The organism is Frankia sp. CcI156 (assembly GCF_001983015.1).
Lineage (GTDB): Bacteria > Actinomycetota > Actinomycetes > Frankiales > Frankiaceae > Frankia > Frankia casuarinae.
Map to the genome: position 1 here is coordinate 21,257 of NZ_MOMD01000047.1, position 13,459 is coordinate 34,715.

Below are 13,459 nucleotides of genomic sequence, written 5' to 3' on the forward strand. Positions count from 1 at the left end.
TGCCGCGCTACGGACGCTGCCGCGCTACGGACGCCGACCCGCCGCGGAGCCGGCGGGTTGGCTGGGTTGTCGGACCCACGTGATGTGCTTTGCCCGTGGTCGTCCTTCCTGCCCCCGCCCCCACCGCCCCGCGCCCCGGCTACCGGCTGATCGCCGCCCCGGTCGCGCCGCCGCGTCCGCTCGTCCTGGATGCGGCGCAGCGCGCGGTGGTCGAGCACGGCGTCGGGCCGCTGCTGGTGCTCGCCGGGCCCGGCACCGGGAAGACGGCCACGCTCGTCGAGGCGGTCGCCGCGCGGATCGAAGCCGGGACGGATCCGCGGTCGATCCTGGTCCTCACCTTCAGCCGGCGAGCCGCCGGAGAGCTGCGGGAGCGGATCACCGCACGGCTCGGTGCCGAGGGCGGGGCCGGCGGAGGTCCCGGGGCGTGGACGTTCCACGCCTGGTGCCTGGCGCTGCTGCGCGCGCACGAGCGGCCGGCCCCGCCGGGCGGGCTCCGGCTGCTGTCCGGCCCGGAGCAGGACAGTCGGCTGCGCGATCTCATCGAGGGTTCCCGCGAGGACGGCCGGCCGGTCTGGCCCGAGCCGCTTGTGGGTTGCCTGCGCACCCGCGGTTTCACCGAGGAGGTGCGGGCGCTGCTGGCCCGGGCCCGCGAGGTCGGGCTCGAACCGGTCGCGCTGGCGCAGCTCGCTCGGCGTACCGGCCGCCCGGACTGGGCCGCCCTCGCCGAGTTCTACGAGATGTACCTCGACGTGTTCGGATTCGAGGGGGCGGTCGACTACACCGATCTCGTCCACCGGGCCGTGGTCGTCGCCGAGAGTGCCGAGGGGGGCGCCTGGCTGCGTGGGCGCTACCGGCACGTCTTCGTTGACGAGTACCAGGACACCGATCCGGCTCAGGAACGCCTGCTGGAGGCGGTGGCCGGTGGTGGTGGCAACCTCGTCGTGCTGGGCGACCCGGACCAGTCGATCTATGCCTTCCGGGGGGCCGAGGTCGCCGGCCTGCTGGGCTTCCCGGCCCGGTTCCCCCGCCTCGACGGCGAGCCGGCGCCGATCGTCGCGCTGCGGCGCTGTCGGCGGATGGCCCCGGCCCCGCTGGCGGCGAGCCGGCACGTGGCCCGGCGGATCCCGGCCGCCGGGCTTCCGGTGGCCGCGATCCGGGCACACCGCGACCTCGTCGGGCGCGCCGACGCCGGGGCAGGCCAGGTGCAGGCCCGCACGTTTCCGGGCACCGGCGCGGAGGCCGAGTCGGTGGCCGACCTGCTCCGTCGCGAACATCTGGAGAACGGCGTCGCCTGGGACGCGATGGCGGTCCTGGTCCGCACGGCCGAGCGGATCGGCCGGTTGCGCCGCGTGCTGGCCGCCGCCGGCGTTCCGGTCAGCGCCGACGGTGACGACCTGCCGGTCGCCCAGGAGCCGGCCGCCGCCCTGCTCCTGCTGGCGCTGCGCTGCGCGGAGGATCCGGCCGGGGCGCTCACCGTCGACGCGGCGCGCACCCTGCTCACCTCGCCGCTCGGTGGAGCGGACCCGGCCGGGCTGCGGGCGCTGGGCCGGGCTCTGCGCACCTTCGAGCGCGACGCGGGGTCCGAGCATCCGGCGCCGTCGGCGGAGCTGTTGCGGGCGGCGGTCGCCGAGCCCGACCACTGGCTGGCGACGATCCCCGACGACCTGGCCGGTCCGGTCCGGCGGGTCGGCGGTCTGCTGCGGACGGCCGGTCAGGCGTTGCGGGACTCCTCGGGCGCCCCGCAGGACGCGCTGTGGGCGCTGTGGTCGGCGAGCGAGTGGCCGGCGCGGCTGCGACATGCCTCGGCGGCCGGGGGCGCCGCCGGGCGCGCGGCCGACCGTGACCTCGACGCCGTCGTGGCGCTCTTCGATGCCGTCACCCGGCTGGGCCAGCGGCGTGGGCCGGGCGGTGGCGTCGCGTCCCTGGTCGCGGAGCTCACCCGCCAGCAGATCGCCGGGGACGTCCTCAAGCCGGCCGGGGAGTCCGTGCGCCGCCGCGGGGTGCGGCTGCTGACCGCCCATCGCGCCAAGGGGCTCGAATGGGAGGTCGTCGTCGTCTGCGGAGTGCAGGACGGCACCTGGCCCGACCTGCGGGAGCGGCATTCGCTGCTCGGTGCGGAGCAGCTCGACGCGCCGTCCCGGGGCGGGTTGCGCCCGCCGCTGACCCGCCAGGACCTGCTCGCCGATGAACGTCGGCTGTTCTACGTCGCCCTGACCAGGGCGCGGCGCCGGCTGGTCGTCACCGCGGTGAACAGCCCCGAGGACGACGGCAGCCTGCCGAGCCGCTTCCTTGAGGAACTGGGTGTAGCGGTGGAGCACGTGCCCGGTCGCCCAGCCCGGCCGCTCACCCTGGTCGGCCTGGTCGCGACCCTGCGCCGGCTGGCGACGGAACCGGACTCAAGCCCGGTGATGCGCTCCGCCGCGCAGGCCCGCCTCGCCGCGCTCGCCGCCGCACGGGACCAGGCGGGCCGGCCCCTGGTGCCGGCCGCGCACCCGGACACCTGGTGGGGGCTGCTCGACCCCACCACGTCGGATGTTCCTGTTGTCCCGGTGGCCGGGCCGATCCGGCTGTCCGGCTCGTCGCTGTCGAGCATCGGCGCCTGTTCCCTGCGGTGGTTCCTAGAGCACGAGGCGTACGCGGTCACCCCGGCCTCGACCGCGCAGGGATTCGGCAAGGTGGTGCACGCCCTGGCGGACGAGGTCACGACCGGGCGGACCCCGGCCGACCTCGCCGCGCTCGACGCCCGGCTGGACACGGTGTGGCGGCAGTTGGACTTCGACGCCCGCTGGCGCTCCGATCAGGAGCGCGCGGCCGCCCGCGAGGCGCTCGCCCGCTTCCTGGACTGGCACGCCGCCGAGCGCGGTCGGCGCGTGATCGACGCGGAGGTCAGGTTCTCCTGCGACCTACGGGTCGCCGGGCGGGACGTCCAGCTGCGCGGATTCATCGACCGGCTCGAACTGGACGAGGCCGGCCGGGTCCACGTCATAGACTTCAAGACCGGTCGGACCGCGGTCGCTCCCGCCGAGCTCGCCACCCACCCCCAGTTGGGCAGCTATCAGCTCGCCGTGCGGGCCGGCGCGCTCGACGATGTGCTCGCGGCCGCGGCGCCGGATCAGCCCGGGGCGGATCAGCCCCGGGCGGTGCCCGGCGGGGCGGAGCTCGTGCAGCTCCGGCGGGATGCCGGCGCTGCGGCGGCCGGTCCGCGGCTGCCGGGGGAGCGGCCTGGCCCGCCGGAGGTCCAGGCCCAGAGCGCGCTGCCTCCCCACGGCGCGACCTGGATGGACGAGGTGCTCGACGCGGCGGTGCGCACCATCGACGCCGAGGCGTTCCGGCCGACGCCCGGCGACCACTGCACGCTGTGCACCTTCCAGACGAGCTGCCCCGCGCGGCCCGAGGGACGTCAGGTGGTCGAGTGAACCCGCGGGTGGAGCAGCCGGGCGCGGGCGTCCACGTGACGATTCCCCGCCAGCCGTTCCTGCCCGGTTTCGACGGCGACGTCGACGGTGACCCGGCGGGCGGCGTCGCCGGTCCCCGGCTCGACCCGGACGACCTGCGCGACCTGCTGGAGGTCCCGTATACCGACGAGCAGATCGCCGCGGCCACCGCTCCGCTCGAACCGGGGGTCATCATCGCGGGTGCGGGATCCGGCAAGACCTCGGTGATGGCCGCGCGGGTGGTCTGGCTCGTCGCCACCGGGCAGGTGCGGCCCGACCAGGTGCTCGGACTGACCTTTACGACGAAGGCGGCGGCGGAGCTGTCCGGCCGGGTGCGGCTGGCGTTGCGCAAGGCGTCGGCTGGGGCGGGCCCGGGTGGACCGGCCGCGGACGGCGAGGTGGACGGGGAGCCGACCGTCGCCACCTACCATGCCTTCGCCGGGCGGCTGGTCGTCGACAACGCCCTGCGGCTGGGGCTGGAGCCGGACCTCCAGCTGATCTCCGGCGCGGCCCGCTACCAGCTCGCCGCCCGGGTCGCCCGCTCCCACGGCGGGAAGGTGGAGGCGCTGACACGTTCGCTGGGCGCGCTCGTCGGCGAGCTCGTCGCGCTGGACGCCGAGATGAGCGAGCACCTGGTCGATCCGGCGGACCTCGTCGCGTTCGACGGCGCGCTGCTCGCCGAGATCGACGCGGCGCTGCGGCGTGCCGAGCAGCGGCGGGGCACCCGGGGCGTCCGCCGGGAGCTACGCCGGTGCGCGGCCGCCGCCCGGGGGCGCCGGGAGCTGGCCGCCCTGGTGGCGGAGTACCGGGCGGCCCGGCGGGAACGCGACGTCCTGGACTTTGGTGACCAGGTCACCTGTGCCGCGAGGCTCGCCGAGACCATGCCGGAGGTCGGTCGGGCCGAGCGGGCGCGGGCCGCTGTCGTCCTGCTCGACGAGTACCAGGACACCTCGGTGGCCCAGCGGCGGATGCTCACCGGCCTGTTCGGCGGCGGGCATCCGGTCACCGCCGTCGGCGACCCCTGCCAGGCGATCTACGGCTGGCGCGGGGCGTCGGTGGCGAACCTCGACCACTTCCCCACGCACTTCCCCGGGGCCGACGGCACGCCCGCGGCCGTCTACGAACTGTCGGTGAACCAGCGCAGCGGCGGCCGGCTGCTCCGCCTCGCCAACACCGTCGCCGCACAGCTGCGGGCCCGTCACCGCGTCGTCGAGCTCCGCCCGCGACCCGACGTGGCTGACCAGGGCGAGGCGGTGGTCGCGTTGCACGTCAGCTGGGCCGACGAGGTGGCCTGGATCGCCGGCCAGCTCCGCCGGGTGGTCGACGCCGGCACCGCTCCCGGCGACATCGCCGTGCTGGTCCGGGCCCGTGGCGACATCCCCGCGCTGTTTACCGCGATGCAGGCGGCCGGGCTGCCCGTCGAGGTCGTCGGGCTGACCGGGCTGCTCATCGTCCCGGAGGTCGCCGAGATCGTGGCCATGCTGGAGGTGCTCGACTCGCCGACGGCGAACGCCGCGCTCGTCCGGCTGCTCACGGGGCCGCGGGTGCGGCTCGGCCCCCGGGATCTCGCCGCGCTCGGCCGCCACGCGCGTGAGGCGGCGCGGGTCCCGGACCCGGTCGGCGATCCGGACCTGCCGGGACGGTCCGATCCACTTGCCGAGGCGGTCGCCGACGTCGACCCCGCCGACGTCGTCGCCCTGTCGGACGTCCTCGACGACCYCGGGCCGCAGATGTCCGCGCCGGGGCGCGCCCGGGTGCGTCGGCTTGCCGCCGAGATCGCCGCGCTGCGTGGGCACGTCGGCGAGGGCCTGCTCGACCTGCTGCACCGGGTGGTCGCGACGATCGGGCTGGACGTGGAGCTCACGGCGACCGAGGTGGCGGTGCGGGCCCGGCGCCAGGAGAACGTCGCGGCCTTCCTGGATGTGGCCGCGGGCTTCACCGATCCCGACGGYACGAACTCCCTGCCCGCGTTCCTCGGATTCCTCCGGGCGGCGCGGGAGCACGAGCGGGGTCTCGACGTCGCCGGCCCGTCCGGGGCCGACGCGATCGCCCTGATGACGATGCATCGCTCCAAGGGCCTGGAATGGGAGGTCGTCGCCGTCCCGAACCTGACCAGCAAGGTGTTCCCTGACCTGACCGTGCGCGACCAGTGGACCACCTCGCCGGGCGTGCTGCCGATCCCGCTGCGCGGCGATGCCGACGATCTGCCGGCGTTCACGGTCTGCGCCGAGAAGGCCGCCCTGGACGCCTTCCGGGCCGATGCCCGTCAGTACGCCGAGCGGGAGGAACGCCGGCTCGCCTACGTTGCGGTCACCCGGGCGAAGTCGCTGCTGTTCGCGAGCGGGCACTGGTGGGGGCCCACCCAGAAGACCCCACGCGGTGCCTCGGTGTTCCTCGACGAGCTCGCCGAGCACGCCCGCACCGGCGGTGGGCTGGTCGACGTCTGGGCGCCGGAGCCGGCGGAGCGTACCAACCCGGCGCTGGCGACGCCGGAACGGTTCGCCTGGCCGATCCCCTACGAGCCGGAGCCGTACGCCCGGCGCCTCGCCGCGGCCGAGGGGGTCATGGCGCGGCTGGCCGCGTTGAGCGTACCGGGGGCGTCGGCGGAACCGGCCGGGGAACCGTTCGTCGACGGTCCGGCCGGGATGACGGCGGCCGAGCGCGTCCTGCTCGCCGAGCTCGACCGGGAGGCCCGGCTGCTGCTCGCCGAGGAACGCGCGGCACGCCTCGCGCGGACCGATGTCGCCCTGCCGGCGAGCCTCACCGCGTCCCAGATCGTCCGGCTGCGCGCGGACCCGGAGGCGTTCGCCCGTGAGCTGGTCCGGCCGCTGCCGCGCCGTCCAGTGGCCGCGGCCCGTCGCGGCACCCGGTTCCACGCCTGGGTTGAGGAGATTTTCGACTACCGTGCACTGATCGACACCGAGGATCTGCCCGGCGCGGCCGACGCGGAGCTCACCGACGACGATCTGCGCTCGCTGCAGCAGGCGTTTCTGCGTACCGCGTACGGTGCCCGGCGGCCATTCGCGATCGAGGCACCCTTCGAGCTCCGCCTCGCCGGGCGGATCGTGCGCGGTCGCATCGACGCTGTCTACGACCTCGGCGGCGGTCGATGGGAGGTGGTCGATTGGAAGACCGGCCGGTCCGATGCCGACGATCTTCAGCTCGGGATCTACCGGCTGGCCTGGGCCCGCCTGCGGGGCGTCGACCCGAGTGCGGTCGACGCCGCCTTCCTGTACGTGCGTACCGGCGCCGTTGTCCGGCCCCCGACGTTGTCCGAGGAGGAGCTCGCCGACCTGCTCGCGAGTCCGAGCACCGGGCCCGCCGCGGGTCAGGCCCGCGGGTCGGCGAGGTCGACGGACAGCGCCAGGTGATCCGAGATGGGCACGCGGCGGGCCTGCACGGCGATGATCCTGCCTACCGGCCCGCGGGCCAGCACATGGTCGAGCTGCACCCGCGGGGAGTGCGCGGGGTAGGTGGGCGTCACCGCCAACCGGCGCCAGCGGGTGAGCGCGGCCGGTAGCCGGCCGGGCAGGTTCAGATCGCCCAGCAGGACCAGCGGCCCCGGGACGTCCGCGAGCCGGCGGGCCAGCCGGCGCAGCTGCACGGCGTTCCACCCCGGCACGAACGACAGATGGGTGTTGACCACCGTCAGCKGGCCCCCGGCCGACTCCACCCGCGCGGCGATCGCGGCCCGCGGCTCGTCGTCGAGCATGATCAGACGTCCCCGCCTGTCCGGACCCCCCGGTATCGCGATCGGGGACCGCACCGGCGCCCGGCCGAGGTCGATCACTCGCCACTCACGGACGGGCAGCCGGCTGATCAGAGCGATGCCGTACGCCGGCTCGTCGTCCCGGCGCTGCCCGTCAGCCGGCCGCCAGCCCACGCCGGGCGTGCCGAAGACGGTGGGGACGAACCGCCAGTCGTCGTCGCCGGCTCCGATCATCGCCGCCGCCTCCGCGGCGAGGTCCAGCCCACCCGATCGTGGCTGGTCGAGATCGACCTCCTGGAGCCCGAGGACGTCCACGCCGAGAGCGGAGACGGCCGCGGCGAAGCGGGCGGGCTCGACCGTCCCATCCGTGAGCGACAGGCCGTGCATGATGTTGAAGGAGCCCAGCCGCACGCCTGGACCGTATCGGATGCGGGGTCCGTCACGGCCCGAGTGGCCGACCCCGCACCGCCGCGGGACGGCGGGAGCCCGGGCCCCGGCCCTCGTCCGTGTCCTCGCGGACCGCGGCGCTCACCGGGTCGGTGGCCACGTCCTCGGCGCCCCCGGCGCGCAGCACCAGTTCGAGATCGAAGCGGGTGTCAGGGTCCTCCAGACATGGTCCGAACAGCTCGCGAAGCTGGTTGACCCGGTAGCGGACRGTCTGCGGATGGATGTGCAACCGCTCGGCGATCAGCCCGCGCTGCCCCCGCAGGGTCAGCCAGTGCAGGAGGGTCTCGGCCAGCCGTTCCCTGGTCCGGTCGGGCAGCCCGTCAAGGGGGGCGAGCCGGCGGGACGCGAGGTCGGTGATGAGCCCGGGGTCGCTGGCCAGCAGCAGGGCGCTGAGATGTTCGTCGGTGAACAGGGGGTCGGCCGCGGCGATACCGCGAAGCCGCCCGGCGCTGCGGGCATCGCAGGCGAACCTCGCCCGCGCCGCGCTCGCCGCCGCCTGACCCCACGGCACGGCCGGTCCCACCACCGCGGCGAGCCCGGCGAGCTGTTTCGCCAGTGCCGCCCGGGTGGCCGCCCGCTCGGTTGAGCCGACGAACACCCAGATGTCTGCCCCCTGCACGGCGCGGGGGCAGCCCGAGGGCAACCGGGAGGGGAGCGAGCCTGCCCAGGGGTCGGCCTCGTGGTCGGCCTCGTGGTCGGCTTCGCCGTCAGCCGGGTGGGTAGCCGCGGAGCCGGTCGGGGCGGGGACGAGCACGGCGGCCAGCCGGCCGGGCAGCCGCACGTTGCCGGAACGGGCGACCTGCGCGATCGCCCCGCCGGCCGCGCCGGACAGCAGCATCTCGCCCAGCCGGTCCCACAGCCGCTCCAGTTCACCGGCCGCGGTGTACTGCTCGGAGGCGTAGCCCTCGGCGGAGGCCGCGGAGATGCCGTCGATGTAGGCGAACATCATCTCGGCGAGGGACACCAGCGCCGGGCCGTCCAGCCCGCCGCGGCGGGCCGCCGCCTCCCCGAGGCGCCGCCAGGAGACGCGGGCGCCCACCCGGTAGGCGCTCAGCAGGTTGTCCAACGACCGTCCCGCGTACACCTCGCCGCGGCCGAGACGGACATAAACCTCCCGGCTGGCGGCGAGGTCGACAGTGCAGTGGGGACCGGCCTCGACCAGGCTGAGGAAGCGGAACAACGCCTCGTCGACTCCGCGGCGCACCCCATGGCCGAACTTGCCCTCCAGCGGGCGCGCGTAGGCGGGAACCTCCCGGGCGATCGCGGCGATAATCTCTTCACCCAGAGCGTCGAACTCGGCAGCGAGGATCTCGCTCAGCCCGGCTGGAAACTGTCCCATGAGGACAGTTTGCCGCCCGACCGTCGCAATCTCCCGCACCTCGTMGTCTGGGCGGGGCCGCCCGTGGTCGTCGCCGACGGCCGGCGGAATCGGTCCCGGGCGGGTCGGGGCACGGCCTCCCGTGGCCATGACTTGGGATGGGCGTCCTCTTCGCCACCGGCGCGGCCCGCCGGGCAGTAGCGTTGGCAACTGTGTCCCCGCCTAGAGAACCCGGCCCGGCCGCGTCCACCGCGGTGAAGTCGGCCCTGCCGGCATCCTCCTATCCGATCGAGCGGACCCGGCTCGGTAACGGCCTGCGCGTGCTGCTCGCCCCCGACCACACCGCGCCGGTGGTGGCCGTCTCGGTGCACTACGACGTCGGGTTTCGATCCGAGCCCGAGGGCCGTACCGGATTCGCTCACCTGTTCGAGCACCTGATGTTCCAGGGCAGCGAGAACGTCGGTAAGGCCGAGCATCCGAAGCACGTCCAGGCCGCCGGCGGAATCTTCAACGGATCGACGCACCCGGACTACACGGACTATTTCGAGCTGCTCCCGGCCGGGGCGCTCGAACTGGCCCTGTTCCTGGAGGCGGACCGGATGCGGGCGCCGAAGATCACCCGCCAGAACCTGGACAACCAGATCGCCGTGGTGCAGGAGGAGATCCGGGTCAACGTCCTGAACCGCCCCTACGGGGGATTTCCCTGGATCAAGCTGCCGCCGGTCGCGTTCGACACCTTTCCGAACGCCCACAACGGCTACGGGGATTTCTCCGAGCTCGAGGCCGCGAGCTTGGACGACGCCGAGGACTTCTTCGACAAGTACTACGCACCGGGCAACGCCGTGCTGACCATCGTCGGCGACATCGACCCGGAGGAGACGCTCACCTTCGTCCACCGGTACTTCGGTGACATCCCCGCCCGCTCGGTGCCGACGCGGGTGAGTTTCGCCGAGCCGGTGCCGAGTACCGAGCGCCGGGCGGTGCTGACCGACCCGCTCGCGCCGCGCGCCGCCCTGGCGGTCGGCTACCGGGTGCCCGACCCGATCGGAGACCTGTCCACCTACCTGTCCTACTACCTGCTCACCGAGATCCTCAGCGACGGCGACGCCAGCCGGCTCGAACGCCGCCTGGTGCAGAAGGATCGCTCGGTCATCGGTGTGAGCACCTACCTTGGCACCTTCGGGGATCCGTTCGAGCAGCGTGACCCGCTGCTGCTGACCCTGGAGGCCCGCCAGTCCGAGGACGCGAGCGCGGACGCCGTCCTCGCCGCCGTCGACGAGGAACTGGCGCGGCTGGCGGGCGAGGGCCTGGCGGACGGCGAGCTGGAGCGGGTGCAGGCGCGGGTGGCGTCCTCGCTGCTGCGTGAGTCCGACGACGCGCTGGGACGGGCACTYGCCATGGCCGTGCATGAGCTGCAACGGGGACGTCCCGAGTTGGTGAACGAACTGCCCGCGGAACTGTCCGCGGTGACCGGGCAGGCCGTCGCCGCGGCCGCCCGGACGCTTCTCGACCAGGGCCGCTCGGTCCTGGAGCTGCGTGCCGGCGCCGCCTCATGAGCGGCAGCGCGCTGAGCTCGACGACCACCCGGGCGGCGGTCATCCCGGCCGTGCGCCCGACCGTCCCGGCGGAGTTGCCGGCCGTCACCGACCACACTCTCGACAACGGTCTGCGGGTGCTGGTGGTGGAGCGGGCCAGTGTGCCCCTGGTCGAGGTGCGGCTGCGGATCCCCTTCGCCGGCGTCGGCGCCGTGCACCAGGCCCGGGCCGAGGTGCTCGCGGAGACGCTGTTCACCGGATCACACCGCTTCGACCGGGTGGGCCTGGCCACCGAGGTCCAGCGCCTGGGCGGATCGTTGTCGACGGGGGTTGACGCCGACCGGCTGGCCATCGTCGGTTCCGCCCTTGCGGTGAACCTCGAACCCTTGTTGGGAATCATGGCCGAGGTGCTCCTCAGCGCCACCTACCCGGACGACGAGGTCACCGGCGAACGCGACCGGATCGTCGAGGACACGGCGATCGCCTGTAGCCAGCCCGCGGTCATCGCCCGGGAGGCGCTGCTCGGCCGGCTCTTCGGTGACCACCCCTACGCCACCGGCATCGCCGAGCCGGAGACCGTCGGACAGGTCGGCCCCGAGGACGTACGGGCCCTGCACGCCGAACTGATCTCCCCGGCCGGCGCGATCCTCACCCTGGTCGGGGACGTGCCGGCGCCGCGTGCTCTCGCGGCGGTCTCCGCCGCGCTCGGCGGTTGGACGGGCGGGCCCGCGCGGACCGTCCCGCCGGTCCCAGCCCTCACCACCGGCCCGATCGTCATCGTCGACCGTCCGGGTGCCGTGCAGACCAACATCAGGCTGGGCGGACCGGCCCTGGGCCGTTCCGCGGCCGGATACCCGGCGCAGCGGCTGGCGAGCACCATCTTCGGTGGTTACTTCAGTTCCCGGCTGGTCAACAACATCCGCGAGGACAAGGGCTACACCTACTCCCCGCGCAGCTCGATCGATCACTACCAGGCAGGGTCACGGTTCACCGTCGCAGCGGACGTCGCCACCGAGGTGACCGGGCCCGCGTTGCTGGAGATCTTCTACGAGCTCGGGCGGATGGCGGTTCTACCGCCCAGCGAGGAGGAGCTCGACGCCGCCCRCCAATACGCCGTTGGCACGTTGGCACTGGGCAGCGCGACCGCCGCCGGTCTCGCYTCGACGCTGTCGGCGCTGGCCGGGGCCGGGATCGGGGTCGAGTACCTGCGTGATCACCCGCGCGCCCTCGCCGAGGTCGGCGTGGGCGACATCCAGGCGGTGTCCGCGGACCTGCTTGCCCCGGCAAAGCTGATCACGGTGCTCGTCGGGGACGCGGCCAGGATTTCCGCGACCGTGGGGGCACTGGGCATCGTCGCGACCTGAGCACCGGGCCCGTCCCGCTCCCGGGGGTCCCGCTCCCGGSGGTCCCGCTCCCGGGGGTCCCGCTCCCGGCGGGGCGTGCTCAGCGCCTGGTGGAGGTGGGACGCGGGGGCGCGGGGCGGGGCGCGCCGCCGCCGGGGCCCGGTGCCGGTGGTCCACCGCCCGGTGGATTGCCGCCCCGCCCACCGAGCTCGCCCGGTAGCACGGCGCGTGGGTCGCCAACCGAATCGACCACCTGCCGAGCCAGATCGTGCACCCTGCRTCCCATTCCGCGAGCGGTGCGCCGCAGCCGCTCGAAGGCCTCCCGCGGGCGGATGTGGTTACGTTCGGCGAGGACCCCGATGGCCTGTTCCACGATTACGCGGGAGGCCAGCGCGTGTTCCAGCTGGACGACGGACAGCCGGAGCTGCTCGACCTCGCTCAGGTCACGATCGGGGCGGCGGGGTCGGCCGGGCGGGGCGAGATCCTCGGCCAGCAGATCGGCGAGCACCATTGCCGAGAGGAGGTCGCCGACCGGCCGGATCTCGGCTCCGGGGCCCTCCACGACCCACCCGGCGGGAGTACGTCGAAGGCGCATGTCCGAGGGGGTCCGGCGGGGGCCGGTTCCCGCCCCGGTTCCGCCCGCCGCGGACGGCGGTCCGGGCCGGTCCGGCCCGGCCCGGCCCGGCGGTCCGGGCCGGGCCGCCCGCGCGATGGTCTGCGGGGTGGGTATCCGCCCCGGTGGGCGCGGGGTCGCCGGTGGGCCCGGCGGGGGCGGGCCGCCGGGCGGGCGGGGACCGTTCGCGGAGACCGTCGGCGGGCTCGGCGCGGGAACGTCCCCGGTGACCGCGAGTGCATCGGCTACCCCGCGCAGCAGGGCCAGGATGTCGGCCGATACGATCACCTTGCTACGGTCCAGGCCGACGAGGAGGCCCACCAGCCGACCGTCCGTGCGGACCACCGGCATCGTGACATGGCTGCGTATCCCGAGCTGGCGGTATTCGGCCGTGTCGGATCCGGCGTGCGTCGGGTCAAGACCGGACGCCGTGGCGGGCGTGCCGTCGAGCACGCGGGCGACCAGGCTGTCCCCCCGGGGATAGTGCGTTCCCTCGTCGAGACCAGGGGAGGGACCTGTTACCCGGAGATAGCTCGCGGTCGTCGTCGATACCACGACGAAACAGGCCGTCTCCATCCGGTGAAGGGCACTGGMGGCCCGCAGCGCGGCATCGACGGTGCTCCACGCCTGTTCTGAAGGTGCTGACGACACAGGCCGAACTCTCCCACAAACTTCACGGGCAGTAACGGACACCGTCCCACGAGCCGGCCGCGTGTGCAGTGGGAAGGTAAGAACTCCSGAGATGTCGTTGCTCTACGTATCCGTTATGCGGCAGAAGTGGCCTTCTCTGTGACTTGGCGAAGGCTCGGGTTCGTCATCACAGTGCCATCGGGAAAGAGCACGGTCGGCACGGTCGCGTTCCCGTTGTTCGCATCGCGGACACGTTGCTCTGCTGTCGGGTCCTGCTCGATATCAACGGTCGTGTACTCGATGCCGGCATGGTCGAGTTGGCGCTTCAGCCGAACACAGTAGCCACACCAGGAAGTCGTGTAGATCGTGAGCACGAAAGGGCCTCCAAGCCGCTGGTGACACAACGGTTCATGTAACCCCACCGCGGCGC

At 74.2% G+C, this 13,459-nt stretch carries 8 protein-coding genes; 4 read left to right on the forward strand and 4 right to left on the reverse strand.

The annotated features are described in order from the left end of the window. Positions 1-95 precede the first annotated feature (95 nt). Together CcI156_RS16885 and CcI156_RS16890 are read left to right on the forward strand one after the other, a co-directional pair. Positions 96-3,416 (forward strand): ATP-dependent DNA helicase, encoded by a 3,321-nt coding sequence (locus CcI156_RS16885; protein WP_023841359.1) that lies wholly within the window; start codon positions 96-98, stop codon positions 3,414-3,416. Next, on the forward strand, positions 3,413-6,805 hold the full coding sequence (locus tag CcI156_RS16890; RefSeq protein ID WP_076806767.1) for an ATP-dependent DNA helicase: 3,393 nt from the start codon (positions 3,413-3,415) through the stop codon (positions 6,803-6,805). The genes CcI156_RS16885 and CcI156_RS16890 overlap by 4 nt, the downstream gene beginning before the upstream one ends. Here the strand turns inward: CcI156_RS16890 and CcI156_RS16895 are convergent. After that, on the reverse strand, positions 6,763-7,554 hold the full coding sequence (locus CcI156_RS16895; RefSeq protein ID WP_076806769.1) for an endonuclease/exonuclease/phosphatase family protein: 792 nt from the start codon (positions 7,552-7,554) through the stop codon (positions 6,763-6,765). The two genes, CcI156_RS16890 and CcI156_RS16895, sit on opposite strands and share 43 nt — an antisense overlap. Positions 7,555-7,582: 28 nt before the next feature. After that, positions 7,583-8,929, reverse strand: a complete 1,347-nt coding sequence (locus tag CcI156_RS16900; RefSeq protein WP_254847476.1) for a helix-turn-helix domain-containing protein — start codon at positions 8,927-8,929, stop codon at positions 7,583-7,585. A 233-nt stretch (positions 8,930-9,162) separates the two neighbouring features. Between CcI156_RS16900 and CcI156_RS16905 the strand changes: the two genes are divergently transcribed. Both CcI156_RS16905 and CcI156_RS16910 read left to right on the forward strand, forming a co-directional pair. Continuing rightward, positions 9,163-10,464, forward strand: coding sequence for a pitrilysin family protein (locus tag CcI156_RS16905; protein ID WP_011438170.1), 1,302 nt, complete (start codon positions 9,163-9,165; stop codon positions 10,462-10,464). Continuing rightward, a complete protein-coding gene (locus CcI156_RS16910) occupies positions 10,461-11,807 on the forward strand; it encodes a pitrilysin family protein (RefSeq protein ID WP_076806773.1) in 1,347 nt (448 codons plus the stop codon). The genes CcI156_RS16905 and CcI156_RS16910 overlap by 4 nt, the downstream gene beginning before the upstream one ends. Positions 11,808-11,886: 79 nt before the next feature. Here CcI156_RS16910 and CcI156_RS16915 read toward each other — a convergent pair whose 3' ends face one another. Continuing rightward, positions 11,887-13,050, reverse strand: coding sequence for a GAF and ANTAR domain-containing protein (locus tag CcI156_RS16915; protein WP_076806776.1), 1,164 nt, complete (start codon positions 13,048-13,050; stop codon positions 11,887-11,889). 113 nt (positions 13,051-13,163) lie between these two features. Beyond that, positions 13,164-13,403 carry a mycoredoxin gene (locus tag CcI156_RS16920; RefSeq protein WP_011438167.1) on the reverse strand — a complete coding sequence of 80 codons (240 nt, stop codon included), beginning with the start codon at positions 13,401-13,403 and terminating at the stop codon, positions 13,164-13,166. Between the last annotated feature and the right edge of the window lie 56 nt (positions 13,404-13,459).